Source organism: Actinomadura fulvescens (assembly GCF_039533225.1).
Lineage (GTDB): Bacteria > Actinomycetota > Actinomycetes > Streptosporangiales > Streptosporangiaceae > Spirillospora > Spirillospora fulvescens.
This window is the reverse complement of record NZ_BAAATD010000001.1, coordinates 359,199-378,615: the sequence shown is the minus strand read 5'-3', so window position 1 is coordinate 378,615 and position 19,417 is coordinate 359,199. Positions and strand designations below refer to the sequence as shown.

The 19,417-nt window shown below is 70.1% G+C and carries 13 protein-coding genes; 3 read left to right on the top strand and 10 right to left on the bottom strand.

Features of this window, described 5'->3' with window-relative positions:
- Positions 1–91 precede the first annotated feature (91 nt).
- The 6 genes from ABD333_RS01780 to dxr form a co-directional block, all read right to left on the bottom strand.
- Positions 92–1,687, bottom strand: a complete 1,596-nt coding sequence (locus ABD333_RS01780; RefSeq protein ID WP_344537014.1) for an alpha/beta hydrolase — start codon at positions 1,685–1,687, stop codon at positions 92–94.
- Between the two features lie 246 nt (positions 1,688–1,933).
- Positions 1,934–3,541, bottom strand: coding sequence for an alpha/beta hydrolase (locus tag ABD333_RS01775; RefSeq protein WP_344537012.1), 1,608 nt, complete (start codon positions 3,539–3,541; stop codon positions 1,934–1,936).
- Between the two features lie 238 nt (positions 3,542–3,779).
- Positions 3,780–5,390 carry an alpha/beta fold hydrolase gene (locus ABD333_RS01770; protein WP_344537010.1) on the bottom strand — a complete coding sequence of 537 codons (1,611 nt, stop codon included), beginning with the start codon at positions 5,388–5,390 and terminating at the stop codon, positions 3,780–3,782.
- Between the two features lie 219 nt (positions 5,391–5,609).
- A complete protein-coding gene (gene ispG / locus ABD333_RS01765) occupies positions 5,610–6,842 on the bottom strand; it encodes a flavodoxin-dependent (E)-4-hydroxy-3-methylbut-2-enyl-diphosphate synthase (RefSeq protein WP_344537008.1) in 1,233 nt (410 codons plus the stop codon).
- Positions 6,843–6,987: 145 nt separating this feature from the next.
- On the bottom strand, positions 6,988–8,181 hold the full coding sequence (locus ABD333_RS01760) for a M50 family metallopeptidase (protein WP_344537006.1): 1,194 nt from the start codon (positions 8,179–8,181) through the stop codon (positions 6,988–6,990).
- A gap of 34 nt (positions 8,182–8,215) precedes the next feature.
- Positions 8,216–9,412: a 1-deoxy-D-xylulose-5-phosphate reductoisomerase gene (gene dxr / locus ABD333_RS01755; protein WP_344537004.1), complete on the bottom strand. Its 1,197-nt coding sequence runs from the start codon at positions 9,410–9,412 to the stop codon at positions 8,216–8,218.
- Positions 9,413–9,602: 190 nt separating this feature from the next.
- Here dxr and ABD333_RS01750 point away from each other — a divergent pair, with 190 nt between their 5' ends.
- Together ABD333_RS01750 and ABD333_RS01745 are read left to right on the top strand one after the other, a co-directional pair.
- Positions 9,603–10,580: a trypsin-like serine peptidase gene (locus ABD333_RS01750; protein WP_344537002.1), complete on the top strand. Its 978-nt coding sequence runs from the start codon at positions 9,603–9,605 to the stop codon at positions 10,578–10,580.
- 49 nt (positions 10,581–10,629) lie between these two features.
- Positions 10,630–11,535, top strand: coding sequence for a trypsin-like serine peptidase (locus ABD333_RS01745; RefSeq protein WP_344537000.1), 906 nt, complete (start codon positions 10,630–10,632; stop codon positions 11,533–11,535).
- A 1,004-nt stretch (positions 11,536–12,539) separates the two neighbouring features.
- On the opposite strand, the gene ABD333_RS01740 is transcribed toward ABD333_RS01745, so the two are convergent.
- From ABD333_RS01740 to ABD333_RS01725, 4 genes are all read right to left on the bottom strand, one after another.
- Complete coding sequence (locus tag ABD333_RS01740) at positions 12,540–13,733, bottom strand: extracellular solute-binding protein (protein WP_344536998.1); 1,194 nt, start codon at positions 13,731–13,733, stop codon at positions 12,540–12,542.
- Between the two features lie 516 nt (positions 13,734–14,249).
- On the bottom strand, positions 14,250–14,591 hold the full coding sequence (locus ABD333_RS01735) for a hypothetical protein (protein WP_344536996.1): 342 nt from the start codon (positions 14,589–14,591) through the stop codon (positions 14,250–14,252).
- A 267-nt stretch (positions 14,592–14,858) separates the two neighbouring features.
- Positions 14,859–16,388, bottom strand: coding sequence for a CoA-acylating methylmalonate-semialdehyde dehydrogenase (locus ABD333_RS01730; protein ID WP_344536994.1), 1,530 nt, complete (start codon positions 16,386–16,388; stop codon positions 14,859–14,861).
- On the bottom strand, positions 16,385–17,662 hold the full coding sequence (locus ABD333_RS01725; protein ID WP_344536992.1) for an aspartate aminotransferase family protein: 1,278 nt from the start codon (positions 17,660–17,662) through the stop codon (positions 16,385–16,387). Before ABD333_RS01725 ends, ABD333_RS01730 begins: the two co-directional genes overlap by 4 nt.
- 146 nt (positions 17,663–17,808) lie before the next feature.
- Between ABD333_RS01725 and ABD333_RS01720 the strand changes: the two genes are divergently transcribed.
- A complete protein-coding gene (locus tag ABD333_RS01720) occupies positions 17,809–19,413 on the top strand; it encodes a PucR family transcriptional regulator (RefSeq protein ID WP_344536990.1) in 1,605 nt (534 codons plus the stop codon).
- Positions 19,414–19,417: the final 4 nt, after the last annotated feature.

Sequence of the window (19,417 nt, the reverse complement as noted above, 5' to 3'; positions counted from 1 at the left end):
GGGAACGGCAACCCGCACGTCCCGCGATTCCACCCGGAAACGGAAAGACCTCCCCGGCGGGCCGGGGAGGTCTTCACGTCGGGTCGCTACGTTACGGGCGGCCGACCGGGAGGTCCTTGCCCGCGGTGCCCGAGGCGGCCTTCGCCGCGTTCGGGTCGGGGTTGTTCAGCGCCGGGACGGCCTTGCAGTGGGCGTCGGCACCACGACGGCTCTTGGGCAGCTTGCCCGTGTCGAGGTACGCGGCGACCCGGTCGTCCAGGCACTTGTTGCCGTTGAGCGTGTTGGAGTGGGTCTTGCCGCCGAGCTCCAGCACCAGGCGGGAGGACGGGAAGACCTTGTGCAGGGCGTAGCCGCCGGCGACCGGGGTCGCGGCGTCCAGCTCGGACTGCACCATCAGGATGCCCGGCAGCGCCCTGTTGCTCCTCAGCTTCAGGGCGGGACCGCCCTTGACCGGCCAGAACGCGACCGGAGCGTTGAACCAGACGTTGCTCCAGGTGTTGAAGCGGTAACCCTGCCGGTAGAGCTTCACCGCGTCGTTGTGCCACTTGCTCCAGTTCCGCGGCCACTTGGCGTCCGCGCCCTGGACGGCGTTGTAGACGGCGAAGCCGTTGTCGTCACCGCCGGGGTTCAGCCAGTTCAGCAGCGGCTTGGCGTCCTTGTTCACGGCCCAGGCGGACAGAGCCTGCGCGAACGGGATGTAGTAGCCGGTGTTGTACCCGGCGCTCAGCACGATGTCGTCGAGCTCGGACGGCCCGATCTTGCCGCCGATCGGAGCCTTCTTCGCCGCGGCGCGCAGCTGGTAGTACTTCTTCTCGACGGCCTTCTGGGTCTTGCCCAGGTGGTAGAGGCCGTCGTACTTGGCGGTCCAGCGGAACCACAGCTTGATGTTGCGCTCGAAGGCCTTGTCCTGCTCCAGCTGCGCGGCGTACCAGACGGTCTTCGGGTTGACGTTGCCGTCGAGGACCATGCGCTTGACGCGCCGGGGGAACAGCGTCGCGTACGTGGCGCCGTAGTAGGTGCCGTACGAGAAGCCGTACCAGCTGATCTTGGGGGCGCCGAGGGCCGCGCGGATGGCGTTGACGTCGTGCGCGGCGTTGGTGGTGCGCATGTGGGGCAGCAGCCAGCCGAACTTCTTCTTGCAGTCGGCGGCGTACCTGCGCGACTTGGCGATCCAGGCGCGCTCTTCCTTGGCGTTCCGCGGGACGTAGTCCGGGCGGATCGGGTTCTGGAAGTTCGGGTCGCAGGTCAGCGCGGGCTTGCTGGAGCCGACGCCGCGCGGGTCGAACCCGATGATGTCGTACTTGGCCGCGACGCTCGCGTGGCCGACGCCGCCGAGCCAGCGCTTCAGGCCCGCCGAGTAGGCGAGGCCGGAGCCGCCCGGGCCGCCGGGGTTCACGAAGAGCACACCCTGGTAGTTCTTGGTGTCGGTGTGCTTGACGCGGGAGACCGCGATGGAGATCTTCTTGCCCCTGGGCTTGCGGAAGTCCAGCGGTACCTGGACCTGGGCGCACTCGGCCTGGCCGGCCAGCGAGCCGGTGCACGCGCCCCAGGCGATGCCCTTGCCGGCGGCCGCGGCCGCGACCGGCGCGGCGTCGCGCACGGCGCCGCCGGTGCCCGCCGAGACGGCGACGGCGGTGCCGCCCACCCCCAGGGCGGCGGCAGCCGTGATGAGTACGAGCCTCTTCACTGAACCCCCTCGATCACCGGTGAGCCGTCACGCCGCTGTGACACCGCGGGAGCCTTGCCGGTGATTAGCTGATTTGACGGTATCCGGTGGAGATTGTGGCGGTTGGGGCGGTTCTGTCGACAGAGGTTGTTGGTCGAGGATGCAGAATCGTGACATTCCGCAGGGAACCCGGAGACGGCGTCGGCCGTCTCCGGGCTCCCTCAGCGGCATCGATCCGGCGGATTCAGCGGACCGGCACCTTCGGATCTAGCGGATCGGGGCCTCGCTCACGGCAGCGGCGGCCGCGGCGGGCTTGGTGGGGTCGGGGTGCGGGTTGGGCCTGCACGTCGCGTCGACGCCCCTGCGCGAGGCGGGGAGCGTGCCGTCATTGAGGTAACGGGCCACGATCGCGTTGATGCAGGCGTTGTTGTTCGGGCTGATCGAGATGCCGTGGTTCATGCCGCCCACCTCGTGCACGAGACGCGAGGCCGGGAAGCGGCGGTGCGCCTCGACCGCGCCGGGGAACGGGGTGGCGCCGTCATGGGTGCTCTGGAGCATCAGCATGCCCGCCAGCCCCTTGGTGGCACCGATCTTGGGCTTGGGACCCTGCTGGGTGGGCCAGAAGATGCACTGCGCGTTGAACCACGCGTTGTACCAGGTGAACGCGCGGATGCCTCGCTTGTGCTGGCCACCGAAGTCCTTGCGCCAGGTCTTCCAGTTCTTCGGCCAGGCGGCGTCCCGGCACTGGACGGCGCTGTAGACGGCGAAGAAGTTCTGGCCGGCCTCGTCGAGCGGGCCCCAGAGCTCCAGCAGCGCCTTCGGGTCGTTCTTCACCACGTAGTCGGAGATCGCCTTGGCGTGCGCGACCCAGGTGTAGTTGCGGTAGCCGTCGGAGTTGGCGAAGAAGTCGTCCCACTCGCTCGGGCCGATCAGACCGTTGATCGGCTTGGCCTTCGCCTTGGCGCGGCCCTGGTAGTACTTCCTCTCCACGGCGCGCTGGGTGGTGCCGAGGTGGTAGATCGAGTCGTACTTGGCGATCCAGGCGAAGAAGCGCTTCATGTTCTTGTCGACAGCGACGTTCTGGTCGAGCTGCGTGCCGTACCAGAAGCGCGCCGGGTTGACGACGCTGTCCAGCACAATGCGGCGCAGGTGGCGCGGGAACATCGACGCGTAGACCTGGCCGAGGAACGTGCCGTAGGAGTAGCCGAAGTAGCTCGTCTTCTTCTGGCCGAGCGCCTTGCGGATCTCGTCCATGTCGCGGGCCACGTTCTCGGTCTTGATGTGCGGCAGGTAGCCGCCGTACTTGCGCCCGCAGTCGGCCGCGTACTTGCGGGCCTTGCGCAGCCACGCCCGCTCGTCCCGCTGGGAGGCCGGGACGAAGTCGGCGCGGGCCTTGCCCGGCCACTGGAAGCTCGGGTCGCAGACGATCGACGGCTCGGTGGCCTGGACGCCGCGCGGGTCGAAGCCGATCCAGTCGTACTTGGCGCTGACCTCCTTGGGCAGCCCCCTGGCCGGGTTCGTGAAGCGCAGCGGCAGGTCACGGCCCGCTCCGCCGGGGCCGCCCCGGTTGAGCAGCACGATGCCCTGGTAGTTCTTGGTGTCGGTCGCCCTGGCCCGGGTCAGCGCGACCTTGAGCTTCTTGCCCCGGGGGCGGCGGTAGTCGAGCGGCACCGACAGCGTCCCGCACTCCAGGCCCTTCAGCGCGGCGCCCTGCCACCTGTCGTTCTCCGGACACGGGGTCCAGGCGATGCGGCCCGCGGACACCTGTTCGGCCTGCCGGGACGGCGCCGCCGGTGACGACCCCGTCGTGGCGGCCACCGCGGTGCCGGTGAGCCCGACGCTCACCGCGGCAGTGATCAGTACGAGTTTCCTCACTCGGCTCTCTTCGCCCATCCGGATTCCCCTTCGTTTCCGCCCGGACTCGTCGGTGAGCCCGGCTTGCGGCATAACGGGGAAATCCTGGCTATTGGGACATGTCCGGCGGGAGCACCGATCCCCAGGGGATGCCAAATCGTGACAAGACCGGCAGTCGACCGTGATCAGAAAAGCCCCCGTCCCGCGTGGCGCGCGGAACGGGGGCTCCTCGGTCGAACGGCGTGCTACCAGCGGCGTGCTACCAGCGGACCGGGGCGACCGGGTCGTCCACCGGGGCCGACTTGACCGTCGCGGTCGTCGGCTTCGGCGCCGGGTTGGCCTTGCAGGTCGCGTCCGCGCCCTTCCTGGAGCCGGGCATCGCACCGGTGGCGAGGTACTTCGACACCCAGTCGTTCATGCACTGGTTGGCGTTCGGCGTGAGCGCGGTGCCGTGGTTGTTGCCGCCGAGCTCCACCACCAGCCGGGAGTTCGGGAACAGCCGGTGCGCCTCGAAGGCGCCGGCCACCGGGGTCGCCGCGTCGTTCTGCGGCTGCGTGAGCAGGATCTTCGGCGCCCGCGCACCGACCTTCTGCCGCTGGGCGCCGGGCACGGCCCAGAACGCGCTCGGGGCGTTGTACCAAGCGTTGCCCCACGTCAGGAACGTGGCGCCCTGCCGGTACTGGCGTGCGTGGTCGTTGTGCCAGCGCTTCCAGTTGCGCGGCCAGGCGGCGTCACGGCTCTGCACGGCCAGGTAGATCGCGTAGCTGTTCTGGTCCAGCCAGGCCGGGGCGGCGAAGTTCTCGCGCAGGCCCTTCGGGTCGTTCCGCAGCACCCAGTCGGCGATGACCTGGGCGTGGTCCGCCCAGTAGTAGTTGCGGTAGCCGCTCGGCAGGAAGATGTCGTCGTACTCCGACGGACCGATCTTGCCGTCGACCGGCTTCTTCTTCACCTTGGCGCGGCCCTTGTAGTAGTTGGCCTCGACCGCCTTCTTCGTCTTGCCCAGGTGGTAGACCGAGTCGTACTTGGCGATCCACGCGAAGAAGATCTCGGCGCGCTTCTCGAACGCCACGTTCTGGTCGAGGTTGGCCTCGTACCAGACACCGCTTGGCCGGACCACGCTGTCGAGCACCATGCGGCGCACCCGGTTGGGGTACATCGAGGCGTAGACCGAGCCCAGGTAGGTGCCGTAGGAGTAGCCGAAGTAGTTGGTCTGCCGCTGGCCGAGCGCCGCGCGGATGGCGTCCATGTCGCGGGCGACGTTCTTGGTGTTGATGTGCTTCAAGGTGGCGCCGTACTTCTTGCCGCACCGGGCCGCGTGGGCCTTGGCGCGGTTGACCCAGGCGCGCTCCTGGGCGGCGGTGCGCACCACGTAGTCGGCACGCGCCCTGCCCGGGTAGAGGTAGCCGGGGTCGCAGGACAGCTTCGGCTCGCTGCCCGCGACGCCGCGCGGGTCGAAGCCGATCCAGTCGTACTGCGCGCCGACCGTCTTCGGCAGGCCGTTGCTGCCGGTGGCGAAGCGGGTGGGCAGGTCGCGGCCGTACCCGCCGGGGCCGCCGCGGTTGAGCAGCACGATGCCCTGGTAGTTCTTGGTGTCGGTCGCCTTGGCCCGGGTCAGCGCGAGCTTGATTCTCTTGCCCCGCGGGCGGGCGTAGTCCAGCGGCACGTGCAGCGAGCCGCATTCGAGCCCTTTGAGCAGCTCGCCCAGGACCGGGTCCTTGTCCGGGCACGGCTTCCAGGCGATGCGTCCCGCCGCCGCCGCGACCCGCGTCGCGTCCGAGCTCGGGGCCGATGTCCCCGCCGTGGCGGCCACCGCGGTCCCGGCGAGCCCGACGCCCGCGACCGCGGCGGTTATCACTACGAGTTTCCTCACGAGGTCCCCTTCGTTCCGCGCGGGCTCCACCCTGAGCCCGGCATGCGGCATATCGGGAAGATCCTGGCGATTGGGACACAGGTGAGGCGAGACGATGGGACGAGTGGTTGCAGAATCGTGACAAGCTCCAACGATTCACCACGAGCTACCGCAAGACGCTATGAGACACCACGAAAAAGGCCCCCGGGACATCCCGGGGGCCCTGCGTTGACGTTCGGGTCAGCCGACGACGACCTCGGCGCCCGGCCCGCTGGCCGAACCGCCTCCGGTGAGCACGGTGCCGTCCGCGGCGATCACCGTGCCGTCCTCGGTGATCTCGATTCCCATCTCCTCGGCGATGCGCATGGCCTCTTCGATGAGGGTCTCCACGATCTGCGACTCGGGCACGGTCTTGACGACCTCGCCCTTGACGAAGATCTGGCCCTTGCCGTTGCCCGACGCCACACCCAGGTCGGCCTCACGGGCCTCGCCCGGGCCGTTGACGACGCAGCCCATCACCGCGACCCGCAGCGGCACCGGGAAGTCCTTCAGCCCCGCGGTGACCTGCTCGGCCAGCGTGTAGACGTCCACCTGCGCCCGGCCGCACGACGGGCACGACACGATCTCCAGGCCGCGCTGCTTGAGACCGAGTGACTCCAGGATCTGGGAGCCGACCTTGACCTCCTCGACCGGCGGCGCCGACAGCGACACCCGGATCGTGTCGCCGATGCCCTGCGACAGCAGGGCGCCGAACGCCACCGCCGACTTGATCGTGCCCTGGAACGCCGGGCCCGCCTCGGTGACGCCCAGGTGCAGCGGATAGTCGCAGGCGGCGGCCAGCTGCCGGTACGCCTCGATCATCACCACCGGGTCGTTGTGCTTCACCGAGATCTTGATGTCCCGGAAGTCGTGCTCCTCGAACAGCGAGCACTCCCACAGCGCCGACTCCACCATCGCCTCGGGCGTGGCCTTGCCGTACTTCTCCAGCAGCCGCTTGTCGAGCGAACCGGCGTTCACCCCGATCCGGATCGGCACCCCGGCGGCCTTGGCCGCCCGCGCGATCTCACCGACCTTGTCGTCGAACTTCTTGATGTTGCCCGGGTTGACCCGCACCGCCGCGCACCCGGCGTCGATCGCCGCGAACACGTACTTGGGCTGGAAATGAATGTCGGCGATCACCGGGATCGGCGACTTGCGCGCGATCGCCGGCAACGCGTCGGCGTCGTCCTGCGAGGGCACCGCCACCCGCACGATCTGGCAACCGGACGCGGTCAGCTCCGCGATCTGCTGCAACGTCGAGTTGACGTCGGCCGTGAGCGTGGTGGTCATCGACTGCACCGACACCGGCGCGTCACCGCCCACCGGCACGCTGCCGACCATGATCTGCCGGGACTTGCGACGTGGCGCCACCGGCCGGGGTCCCTGCTCTCCCCCGTCGCCACGGACCACCGGAATTCCGAGTGAAACGCTCATCCCTCTCCCTTTACCAGCCCCATCAGAAGCCATCACTAGCCTAGGCGCCCCACGCCCCTGCCATGACGTTCACGTGGGACAAATCACGTGACTGTCCAATTACTCTAAGTAAGCACAGAATGCCGTTCCCGGAACGCCGCACCGCTCACTCTGGCAGTCGCAGCGGGTTGACGATGTCCGCGAGGATCAGCAGGACGCCGAGGCCGATCAGCAGGAGGACGGCCAGGTAGGTGAGCGGGAGCAGCTTGGTCATGTCGACCAGGCCGGGATCGGGCCGTCCGCGGCGCCGGGCGCACCAGGCCCGGAGCCGCTCGTAGCCGACGACCGCCAGGTGCCCGCCGTCGAGCGGCAGCAGCGGCAGCACGTTGAGCGCCCCGAGGAAGATGTTCACCGACACGACCAGGGACAGAAAGAGCGCCGCCTTGTCACGCCACGAGCTGTCCGACGAGAAGATCTGGCCCGACACGTCGGTCGCGCCCACCACGCTGCCGACCTGGCCGCCGGGCGTGCTCGCCCGATCGGGCGTGAAGAGCTTGGGGATCGCGGCGGGCAGGTCGACGACGACCTGGCCGATGCCCGCGACCGTCTGGCCGATGCCGCGTGCGGCGAACACGGCCGCGCCGATCGGCCCCGTCCGTTCGTACCCCTGACCGGCGATCCGCGCCGACATCCCGAGGAACGGCTCGCCGCCGACCTCCGCCAGGCGGGGCCGCACCGTCACTTGCCGCCCGCCGCGTTCGACGACGACGGGCACGGTCTGGCCCGGGCCGGCGGCGTCGATGGCGTCGCGCAGCTGCGCCCAGTCGGCGACCGGCCGGCCGTTGAACGACAGCACCCGGTCGCCCGGACGCAGACCCGCCGCGGCGGCCGGGGACGGCGGCCGGCCGCCGTCGCACGGCTCGGCCACCCTCGCCGGGACGCACGCGGAGACCTGGTCCACGGTCGTGGTGACCGTGCCCGGCTCCCGGATGCCGATGGTCATGGCCATCGCCATGAGCAGCAGGAACGCGAACAGGAAGTTCATCACCACGCCGCCCGCGATCACGATGGAGCGGCGGGAGGCGCGCTGCCGGTAGAACGCGCGCGGCTCGTCGGCCGGATCGAGCTCCTCCAGCGGCGTATAGCCGACGATCTTGACGAAGCCGCCCAGCAGGACGGCCTTGACTCCGTACTCGGTCTCCCCGCGCCGGAACGACCACAACGTCGGCCCGAAGCCCACGAAGTACTGCGAGGCCTTCATGCCGAAGCGCTTGGCGGGCACCAGGTGGCCGGCCTCGTGCAGCATCACCGAGACCAGCAGCGCGACGACGAACGCCACGGCACCGAGGAGAAAGGCCATCGGCCCCCCTTTGCCGGGGGGCGGTCCCCCGGGATCAGTCGAGTCCGGTCAGTTCCCGCGTTCTCGCCCGCGCCCAGCCGTCGGCCGCGAGCACGTCGTCCAGCGTCAGCTCGCCCGCCGGGGCGACGTGCTCCTCCACTACCCGCGCGATGGTGTCGACTATCCCCAGGAAGGGCAGCCGTCCCGCGCGGAAGGCCTCGACGCACTCCTCGTTGGCGGCGTTGTAGACGGCGGGCACGGTGCCGCCCGCCTCACCCGCCCGGCGTGCCAGCGCCACCGCCGGGAACGCCTCGTCGTCCAGCGGGAACAGCTCCCAGGTGTGGGCCTTGGTCCAGTCGACGGCGGGCGCCGCGTCCGGCACCCGCTCCGGCCAGGTCAGCCCGAGCGCGATCGGCAGCCGCATGTCGGGCGGGCTCGCCTGGGCCAGCGTCGAGCCGTCCGTGAACTCGACCATCGAGTGGATCACCGACTGCGGGTGCACCATCACCGCGATCCGGTCCATGGGCACGTCGAAGAGCAGATGCGCCTCGATGACCTCCAGGCCCTTGTTGACCAGGGTCGCCGAATTGATCGTGATGACCGGCCCCATGTCCCAGGTCGGATGGTTCATGGCCTGTTCGGGGGTGACGCCGGCGAGCTCGGCGCGGCTCCGGCCGCGGAACGGGCCGCCGCTGGCGGTCAGCACCAGCCGCCGCACCTCGTCGGCCCGCCCGCCCAGCAGGCACTGGGCCAGCGCCGAGTGCTCGGAGTCGACCGGCACGATCTGGCCAGGGCGGGCCCGCCGCCTGACCAGCGGGCCGCCGACGATGAGCGACTCCTTGTTGGCGAGCGCGAGGGTGCTCCCGGCGTCCAGCGCGGCCAGCGTCGAGGCGAGCCCGAGCGCTCCGGTCACCCCGTTCAGCACCACGTCGCACCGGTACGCGGCGACCTCGGCCACCGCCTCCGGACCCGCGACGATCTTGGGGATCGGGTACTCGCCGGCCGCGTAGCCGCGGCGCTGCGCCTCGGCGTAGAAGGCCAGCTGGAGGTCCTGGGCCGCGGAGGCCTTGGCGACCGCGACGACCTCCGGGCCGAACTCCAGGGCCTGGGCGGCGAGCAGGTCGACCCGTCCGCCCCCGGCGGCCAGCCCGGTGACCCGGAACCGGTCCGGGTTGCGGCGGATCACATCGAGGGCCTGGGTGCCGATCGAGCCGGTGGAGCCGAGCACGACCACGTCTGAGGAGTGCGTCACCGGACCATTGTCGGCCATGCCGGACCGACCGCGTTCCGCTGTGGCACGGCAACGCTGCGTCGACATGCGCGAACGGGGAGAAATGCGAATCTTTCTCACGCCATTTGTGTACATATGCCACTAGTCGGGCGAATAGCTGTGAACGTACGGTCCGGTCACCGTCCGCCCCCCTCGACGCAACGGAGACCACATGAAGCGCGTATCCCCTCTCCGCTCTCTGGTGTTCGCCACGTTCGGCGGCGCCGCGCTCGTGAGCCCTCTCCTCGCGACCCCGGCCCACGCCGCTCCCCCGTCCCCCGGCCCCTCCGTACACGCCCAGGCCACGGCCACCGCGGACCAGCAGCGCGTCCAGCGCTTCTGGACGCCGCAGCGGATGCGGTCGGCCACCCCGATGGAAAAGCTGTTCACGCCGAAGCGGACCCTCCGCGAGGAGGTACGGCGCGGCCTGGCCAAGCTCGTGCCGCCCGTCTCCGTCCAGTCGATCCCGAACGGCGGCAGCCCCTGGACCGGCGGCGGCGCCGTCACGCGTACCGGCGGCCGGGTGTTCTTCACCTACCAGGGCCGCACCGCCTCCTGCTCCGGTGACGCGGTCACCAGCACCAACAAGAGCACCGTCATCACGGCCGGGCACTGCGTCAAGCTCGGCGGCGCATGGCACACCAACTGGGTGTTCGTGCCGGGCTACAACAACGGCAACACCCCCCACGGCACCTGGACGGCGGCCAGGACGCTGGCCACCCCGCAGTGGACCGCAAGCGAGAACATCAGCTACGACGTCGGCGCCGCCGTCGTCAACCAGCTGGACGGGCAGCGGCTCACCGACGTCGTCGGCGGCCAGGGCATCGCGTTCAACCAGCCGCGCGGGCAGGCCATGTACGCCTTCGGCTACCCCGCCGCCGCGCCGTACGACGGCTCGCGCCTCATCTACTGCAGCGGCACCACCATCAACGACTTCCTGGGCCAGAGCACGATCGGGCTGCGGTGCAACATGACCGGCGGATCGAGCGGCGGGCCGTGGTTCCAGAGCTTCAACGAGAGCACCGGCGCCGGAATCCAGAACTCGGTCAACAGCTACAAGTACAACCTGCCGTTCCTCAACGCGTACATGTTCGGGCCGTACTTCGGCACCGACGCCCAGAACCTCTACAACACCGCCCAGGCGAGCTAGTTCACGCGAAGTAGTCGCCCGTACTCACCGAGTACTGGACACTGCGAGCATGGTCCCTCGCCCGACCGGGTTCCTGCTCGCCGCCGCGGCCATCGCGGTGTCGCCCGGTTCGGCGGCCGACGCGGGCGCGTCGGCCGCCGAACGCGTCGTCCGCGTGGTGTCGCACGAGGTCCCGTCCGACCCTCGGCTCCAACGGCACGTGCGCCGCTACTGGACGCCCGAGCGGATGACGGCGACCGCCGCCGAGCCGGTGGCCGCGCCCCGCGCCCTCCGCACCACGGGCTCGTTCTGGACATCCAAGGGCCTCGTCGCCCGCACCACCGGCAAGGTCTTCTTCAGCCTCGGCGGCCGCGACTTCCTGTGCTCGGCCAGCACGGTCCGCAGCGCCAACCGGGACCTGGTGGTCACCGCGGGCCACTGCGTCAAAGCGGGCCGGGGCGCCTGGGCCGAAAACTGGATCTTCGTTCCGGGCTACCGCGACGGCACCAGCCCCTACGGCGGCTTCACCGCGCGCCGCATGTTCACGCCGGACGCGTGGTCGCAGGGCGGAGACGGCGACTACGACGTGGCGATGGTGGCCGTGGCCCCCTCCGAGGGCCGGCACGTCCTCGACGTCACCGGCGGGCAGCGCATCGCGTTCGGCGGCCCCGACGGGCGCCGCACCCTCGCGTTCGGCTACCCCTCCTCTGGCGCCTACGACGGCGAACGTCTCGCGTACTGCGGCGGGCACCCGACCGGAGACCCGCGCAGAGAGACCACAGGCCAGGGCCTGCGCTGCGACCTCACACGCGGCGCCAGCGGCGGCCCCTGGCTGTCGGGCTTCGACCCGGCCACCGGCACCGGCGTGGTCACCTCGGTCAGCAGCTTCAAGTTCGCCGACGACCGCGGCACGATGTACGGCCCGCGGTTCGGCGACCCGGTGCGCCGCCTCTACCAGCGAGCCCAGCACGGCTGACCTACCGCTTATCGATCATGGGCCGCGGCCGACACGCGCAGTCTTTGCCCGGCCTTGCACCTGCGGAAACGACCCCAACACCCTTGCCCGCCTATAAAGGAATTACGTGAAAGCCGGCCTCGGTCACGGGGGGTGAGCAATGGACCGTACGGGCGAACTGAGGTTCGACCCCGGCGCTCTGAGCGCCGCGCAGCGCGCCGGCGACGCCTGCGTCGCCTGCCACAAGAAGTGGCCGCGCCCGCGCGTGCGCGTCGGTTGCCTGCCGGACGGTCCAGGGGTGTTCGCGTGCGCCGATTGCGCACCCGCCCTGCCGGGACCCCGTGAGCACTTCACGGAGCCGGCCACGGACGCCGGAGGACCGGTTTCGACACCGGCCCTGGCGGGAGCGGCGGCCGACTAGGCCGCCGCTGCGGAAATCTCTCCAGGAGGAGGGGTGACCCGGGCATTCGGGGGGAGGCCCGGGACCACCCGAGAAGCGCGCCCGACTGGGGGCGGTCGGGCGCGCTTCATTTATGGCTTTTTCGGCCTCGGGTGGCTCGCCTGGCGGCTCGCCACCCGAACCGCAAAAGCGGCGGGCGCGACATCGCTCCGCGATCTCTCGTGGAGCTTCGCTGGCGCTCGCTCCACGACCCGGTCGCGCGCCCGCGTGCAACTTGAGCTGCATGGTCACCCGCTCGTCCACCATGCGCGCCCGCCCGCACATGATCGCCTGCGGGGCCGTGCGTGACTCCACTCCCCGCGGGTTTGCGACACACCGCCTGTGGATTCCCCGTGGCCCCGCCACCTCGCGGACTGTAGGCGGCCCTACCCCGCCGGACTGCGCGCGACCCTCGCTCGGTCGGTTGTACGCGGCCCTCGCCCTGCCGGATCGTGCCCGGCCCTGCCCGGCGGACTATGCGCAGTCCGGCCGCCGCTGGATGTGCGCGGCCCTTCTCCCTGCGGGGCTTGGGATTCCCGACCGTCCTGCGGGTTGGGGGTGCTACATCCTCGTGGGTGGCGTGGTGTTATTTGATCGCCTTGGTGGCCTTGATCCAGGCCTGGGTCCATTCGGCGTAGTCGGTGCAGTCACGGCGGCCTTCCTCGCCGCCGGGGCTGCCGCAGGCCTTGGCGGGGGTGTGCGCGAAGATGACCTTGTTGAGGTAGTTGCGGTCGCCGACGTGGTTGGCGTTGCAGAAGCTGGCCTTGAGACGGTCGGCGGCGCAGGCCTGGGGGTTGGCCGGGGCCAGGCCGTTCCACTCGGCGACCTGCTGCTGGACGTCGGTCGACGAGGTCCAGCGCAGCCACTGGTACATGCAGTTGGGGTGTTCGGCGCGGGCACCGATCATCCATGCGGTCATCCAGCCGGTCACGCCCTCGGAGGGCGCGATGGCCTGGACGGCCTTTCCGGCCCGGCCCAGTACGTCCGCCTGGTAGGGCCAGACGCCGCCGAGCACGGAATCGCCCCCGGCCAGCGCGCTGACCGAGTCGGCGGGCTGGTCCCAGTAGAGCTTGACGTGCGGGCGCTGCCTGGTCAGCACTCGCGTCACGGCGTCGAGCTGCTTGCGGGTCAGCGAGTACGGGTCGGTGATCTTGAGCTTGCGTTCCTTGGCCTTGAGGTAGAGCGCGGCCTCGGCGATCGTCATCGGGCTGTCCCGGATGATCAGCCGCTGCGAGTACTTCTTGGCCTCGGCCGGTTCGTACAGCGTGGCCCATGACGTCGGCGCGGGCTGGACGATGCCGGTGTTGTAGATCAGGAGGTTCGAGCCCCAGACGTACGGCACGCCGTAGGTCTTGCCGTCACGCCTGAGCAACGTCCGCAACCGGGGTTCGAGCTTGCGGTAGCCGTCGACCAGAGCCGTGTTGACGGGGGCCGCCTGGCCACCGGAGATCAGCTGGCCGGCCACCTCGGGCGGCGCGGAGATGCCGTCGTAGCGGCGGGACTTGTTCTTGGCGAAGTCGGCCATCTCTTGCGCCGACTTCAGCTCCTTCCAGACGACCTTGCAGCCGGTGCTCTCCTCGAAGGGCTGCACCCAGTCCACGCGCGGGTCGGTGGCGCCGTTCTCGACGAGGCCCTTCATCGTGACGAGGTTGAGCAGTCCCTCGCTCTGGCCGACGGTGGAGGCCATCTGGGCGGTACCCGGGGGTTCGTCGTCGCTGCAGGCGCCCAGTCCCATGACCAGCGCGATCACCGAGGCCGTCACCCTGGCCCGCAGCCCCATCTCCGCTCCCGCCTGGCCGTCCGTGCGCGCCCATCGCGGCGCGGTCCTGTCGGCGCAGCGTAGCGCGTCCGAGAGCGCGGACCGGCATCAGGTGTCATTTATTACCGTCGCGGCGTCGGCGGGCAACTCAAACGCCGGTCTTTTTCTGATTAGCCGCCGAGCTCTTTGAAAGAGCCGCTCTCGGAGTTTCAGACAATAAGAAATGTCTTTTATGGAACAGCGGCCTCAGCCGTCACGCGAGCGCGCTAACGGGTCGTGAAGCGAGCCGAAGGCGAAGCTTCACGAGAGATCGCGAAGCGATGTCGCGCTCGCCGCTTTTGCGGTTCGGGGTCCGAGCCGCCAGGCGAGGACCCCGAACCGCAAAAGGAATTCAGCCGCCGCGGCCGGGTGGGACAGCGGGTGCTGGCGTCCGCGCCACACACGGAGGTTGCTGGAGAGGGATATGGCGCGGGCTACTGTCCCGCCCGGGGCCGCGACGGCGCCGGCGAGTACGTGGCGAGGTTGGGGAACAGCGGATCACCTTGCAGTGCTGCCTGGCCACGCGACCACCGGTACCCGGCGGAACGGCGACGGTGTGATGCCCTCGAGACGGAGGAGATTCGAGGGGCGTCGCGTGTTCCGGCGGGAGTCTCCCGAGGTCCTGGGGAGGTTCTCGATCAGGTCTGGGGGCTCGGCGTTCTGGATCACCTCGATGCGTGCGATGAGCCACTGCGGGGTCTCGGCCTCGATGAACTCGTCCACGTCACTGTCGCGGGGCGGAAGGGCCCACCAGTGGCCGGTGAACAGACCGAACCAAATGGTCCAGTTCGGATAACGCCTGCTGAGCGCGGCGACTTCTGCGGCGTGCTCGTCGGCCATGGCGTTGACTCCGGACTCTGACCTTTTTGTAATTGCCTCAATTAATTGAGACAGTCAGATTGTGTCCCCCGCCACAGAGTGAGTCAACACTTGTAGCTATTATTTGTCGGAGCGAGAATGACGAAAATTGACGACGAAAACATACGGACGACAGAAAGTCCCGGCACCGGCGACCTGCCGTTTCTCACGTTCGGCGACGGCGTGTCACCCGCCGTCGCCTCCCGTTCGTCACACCGGCACCGTGAGCCACTCCGGCCGGGGCGTATTTCAGCCTATTTGTACAATGTGCGGCGGTTCGTCCCCTGTCGGGAAGCCCAGGTTCACGCCTCCGTGGGACGGATCGAGCCAGCGCGCGGTGACGGCCTTCGTACGGGTGTAGAAGTGCACGCCCTCCATCCCGTGCGCGTGACTGTCACCGAAGAGGGACGCCTTCCAGCCGCCGAACGAGTAGTACGCCATCGGCACCGGGATGGGCACATTGATGCCGACCATGCCGACCTCGACCTCGTTCTGGAACCGCCGGGCCGCGCCGCCGTCGTTGGTGAAGATGGCCGTGCCGTTGCCGTACGGGTTGGCGTCCAGAAGCTCCATCGCCTCCTCGTACGACCCGACCCGGACGATCGAGAGCACGGGGCCGAAGATCTCGTCCTGGTAGGCGTCCATCTCGGGCGTCACGTGGTCGAGGATCGTGGGGCCCAGCCAGAAGCCCTCGCCTCGTTCGCCCAGGATCTCGGTCTCGCGGCCGTCGACGGCGAGGGTGGCGCCCTGGGCGACGCCGCTGTCGAGGTAGGAGGCGACCTTGTCGCGGTGCTCGCGGGTGACGAGGGGGCCCATCTCGGCCGCGGGATCGTGGCCGGGGCCGACCTTCAGCCGGGCCGTGCGGTCTTTGATCTTCGCGAGGAGCTCGTCGCCCACGGGATCGACGGCGACCACGACGGAGATCGCCATGCAGCGTTCCCCCGCCGAGCCGAAACCGGCGGAGACCGCGGCGTCGGCGGCCAGGTCCAGGTCGGCGTCGGGCAGCACGACCATGTGGTTCTTGGCGCCGCCCAGCGCCTGGACCCGCTTGCCGTTGCGCGCCGCGGTCTCGTAGATGTACCGCGCGATCGGGGTGGAGCCGACGAAGCTGACCGCCTTGACGTCCCGGTGGTGCAGCAGCCCGTCCACCGCGATCTTGTCGCCGTGCAGCACGTTGAAGACGCCGCCCGGCAGGCCCGCCTCGGCCCACAGCTCGGCCAGCCGGACCGCCGCCGAGGGGTCCTTCTCCGACGGCTTGAGGATGAACGTGTTGCCGCAGGCGATCGCGACGGGGAACATCCACATCGGCACCATGGCCGGGAAGTTGAACGGGGTGATCCCGGCGACCACGCCGAGCGGCTGAAGGATCGAGTAGGCGTCCACCCGTGACGACACGTTCTCCGAGAAGCCGCCCTTGAGCAGGTGCGGGATGCCGCACGCGAACTCGACGACCTCCAGCCCGCGGGCGACCTCGCCCGCCGCGTCGGAGACGACCTTGCCGTGCTCGGACGAGATGATCCGGGCCAGCTCGTCGCGGTGCGCGGTCAGCAGCTCCCGGAAGCGGAAAAGGATCTTGACGCGCTGGCTCAGGGACGTGTCGCGCCAGCCGGGGAAGGCCGCCCTGGCGGCGGCCACGGCGGCGTCGATCTCAGCCGGCCCGGCGAAGTCGACCGTCCCGCTGAGCCGCCCGGTGGACGGCTCATAGAGGTCGCCTCTCCGGCCGGCGGCGCCGTCGAAGGGCTTGCCGTTGATCCAGTGGGTGACGTGCTCGCTACTCATGATCCGTTCAACGCTTCCAGGGAGTCGATCAGGATGCCCAGGCCTTCGGCGGCCTCGGCGTCGGTCAGGGTGAGGGCCGGTGCCATGCGGACGACATTGCCGTACAGGCCGCCCTTGCCGCCGAGCAGCCCCCGCTTACGGGTCTCCTCCATGAGCGCGGCGGCGGTCGCGGCGTCGGCCAGCTCGATCGCGAACATCAGCCCCTTGCCGCGCACGTCCTTGATGACGGGCAGCCGGGCGGCGGCCTCCCTGAGCCCGCCGATGATGACCGCGCCCTGCCTGGCGGCGTTGGCCTGCAGGTCGTGTTCGAGCACGTAGTCGAGGGTGGCGTTGGCGGCGGCCATGGAGATCGGGTTGCCGCCGAACGTGGACAGCCCGACCGCGGGCAGCGCGTCCATCAGCTCGCCGCGGGCGACCACGCCGCCGACCGCGAAGCCGTTCCCGAGGCCCTTGGCGAACGTCAGCATGTCGGGCGTGACGCCGTGGTTGCCGATGCCGAAGAAGCTGGAACCCGTACGCCCCCAGCCGGTCTGCACCTCGTCGGAGATGAGGAGGATGCCGTGCTCGTCCAGCACCTCCTTGTAGGCGGCGAACAGCCCGTCGGGGGGCATCGTGAACCCGCCGACGCCCTGGATCGGCTCGGCGATGAGCGCGGCGACGTCACCGGCCGTCGCGGTCGCCAGGACGTGCCGCAGGTCCTCGACGCAGACCTTGGTGTAGTCCTCGTCCGACAGGCCCGCGAACTGCGGCAGGTGCCGGTCGGTGCCGTGCAGGAAGTGCGCGTTCACCGGTGAGAACGAGGTGTTCTTCCAGCCGCGGTGCCCGGTCACGCCGATCGCTCCGAACGACCGGCCGTGGTAGGCCTGCCGCATCGCCAGGATCTGGTCGCTGCGGCGGCTGTAGGCGGCGAGCAGGAGCGCGGTCTCGTTGGCCTCGGTGCCCGAGTTGGTGAAGAAGACCTTGGCGTCCGGGATGCCCGACAGCCGGGCGATCTTCTCGGCGAGCTCGACCTGGCCGCGCAGCAGGTACGCGGTGGAGGTGTGCACGATCCCGGTGGCCAGCTGCCGTTCCACGGCCTCGCGGACCTCGGGCACGTCGTACCCGAGCATGTTGGTGAGGATGCCCGAGAAGAAGTCGAGGTAGCTGTTGCCGTCGGCGTCGGTGACGCGGTTGCCCTTGCCGCTGACGATCTCGATGGGGCGTTCGTAGTTCAGCGCCAGCCAGTCCGGCATCACCGCACGGTGGCGCCGGAGGAGGTTCTCGTTATCCGGCATGTCCCCAAGTCTCACTGCCCGTCCCCTGCCCGGCTAGCGGCAGAGTGTCAGGACCAGGGCCGCCGGATTGACGGAGTGCTGGATTTTACAATATGTAACCGTTCTCCCATATTCAGTTGACAGGATGGCTGGATATGATCCAGACGATGCTGCCCACTCTCGCCGACGTGCTCCAGCTGGACGCGGTGCGCCGCGGCCAGCCGCGCGTCGTCGCGGGCGCGGACCGCCTGGACAACCGGGTGCGCTGGGTGCACGTGGCCGAGGTCACCGACATCGCGCACCTCCTGCACGGCGGCGAGCTGGTGCTGACCACCGGCATCGCGCTCCCCGACGAGCCCGCCCGGCTGCGCGCCTACATCGGCGAGCTGGCGGAGGTCGGCGTCAGCGGCCTGATGGTCGAGCTCGGCCGCCGCTACGCCAGCGAGCTGCCGCCCGCGCTGATCGCCGCGGCGGAGGAGCACGGCCTGCCGGTGGTGATGCTGGCGCACGAGCCCGCGTTCGTCGACATCACCGAGTCGGTGCACGCGCGCATCCTGCAGGACCAGATGGCCGAGCTGCGCGCCTCCGAGGAACTGCACGAGATCTTCACCCAGCTGTCGGTGGAGGGCGCCTCGACCGACGAGGTCGTCCGGCAGGTGGCCGCGCTGGGCGGACACGCGGTGGTCCTGGAGAACCTCTCGCACCAGGTGCTGGCCGCCGACGCCGACGGCCGCGACCCCGCCGAGCTGCTGTCGGCCTGGGAGACGCGGTCGCGCGCCGTCCGGCCCGAGCAGCGCACCGCCTACGACGAGGCCTCCGGCTGGCTGGTCACGATGGTCGGCGCGCGCGGCGAGGACTGGGGCCGCCTGATCCTCACCTGCGGCGCGCCTCCGACGCCGCGCGAGACCGTACTGATCGAACGCGCCGCCACGACGCTCGCGCTCGGCCGGCTGCTGGACCGGCACGCCGAGAGCGTCGAACGCCAGGCGCACGGCACGATCATCACGCGGATCCTCGCCCACTCCTACTCCGACCCGCAGGAGGCCGCCGCCCGCGCCCGCGCGCTGGGCGTGCCCCTGTCCGGCCGCCGGCTCCTCGGCGTCGTCCTGCGCCCGCGCAGCGGCACCCCCGCCGAGCTGTCGGAGCTGGCCGAGGCCGCCGCGGGAGCCTGTAAGGACGCCCGCCTGGCCGCCCTGGTCGGCGTGCTCGACGAGAGCGGGCCGCACGCGCGCGTGGGCGTGCTGGCGTCGCTGCCCGTCCGTGCCGACGTCGAGACCGCGCTGAACGAGGTGGCCACCCGAGTCCGCAAGCAGTCGGGCGGCGACACCGTCATGGCCACGGGTTCGGTCGTGGAGTCGATCCGCGACGTGCGCCGCTCGTTCCTGGAGGCCGAGCAGGTCGCCGACGTCGCGTGCCGCGGCTCGGGCGGGCGCCTCTTCTACCGGCTGCCCGACCTGCGCCTGCGCGGCCTGCTGCACCTGCTGCGCGACGACGCGCGGCTGCAGACGTTCGTCGAGCGCGAGCTCGGGCCGCTGCTGGAGTACGACGCGCAGCGCGGCTCCGACCTCACCCGCATCCTGGAGCTCTACCTGGAGGCCGGGCGCAACAAGGCCGTCGCCGCCCAGCAGGCGCACCTGTCGCGGCCCGCCTTCTACGAACGCCTGCGCCGCATCGAAAGGGTGCTGGACGCCGACCTGGACGACGTCGAATCCTGCGTCTCCCTGCACGTCGCCCTGTTGGCGCTGAGCAGCGTTCGCTGGGAACGTGCGTAGCGTT

Coding starts and splice junctions, on each gene's coding strand:
- ispG (WP_344537008.1), bottom strand. CDS start 6,842: ATGAGCGTTTCACTCGGAATTCCGGTGGTCCGTGGCGACGGGGGAGAG.
- ABD333_RS01760 (WP_344537006.1), bottom strand. CDS start 8,181: ATGGCCTTTCTCCTCGGTGCCGTGGCGTTCGTCGTCGCGCTGCTGGTC.
- ABD333_RS01750 (WP_344537002.1), top strand. CDS start 9,603: ATGAAGCGCGTATCCCCTCTCCGCTCTCTGGTGTTCGCCACGTTCGGC.
- ABD333_RS01745 (WP_344537000.1), top strand. CDS start 10,630: ATGGTCCCTCGCCCGACCGGGTTCCTGCTCGCCGCCGCGGCCATCGCG.
- ABD333_RS01740 (WP_344536998.1), bottom strand. CDS start 13,733: ATGGGGCTGCGGGCCAGGGTGACGGCCTCGGTGATCGCGCTGGTCATG.
- ABD333_RS01735 (WP_344536996.1), bottom strand. CDS start 14,591: ATGGCCGACGAGCACGCCGCAGAAGTCGCCGCGCTCAGCAGGCGTTAT.
- ABD333_RS01730 (WP_344536994.1), bottom strand. CDS start 16,388: ATGAGTAGCGAGCACGTCACCCACTGGATCAACGGCAAGCCCTTCGAC.
- ABD333_RS01725 (WP_344536992.1), bottom strand. CDS start 17,662: ATGCCGGATAACGAGAACCTCCTCCGGCGCCACCGTGCGGTGATGCCG.
- ABD333_RS01720 (WP_344536990.1), top strand. CDS start 17,809: ATGCTGCCCACTCTCGCCGACGTGCTCCAGCTGGACGCGGTGCGCCGC.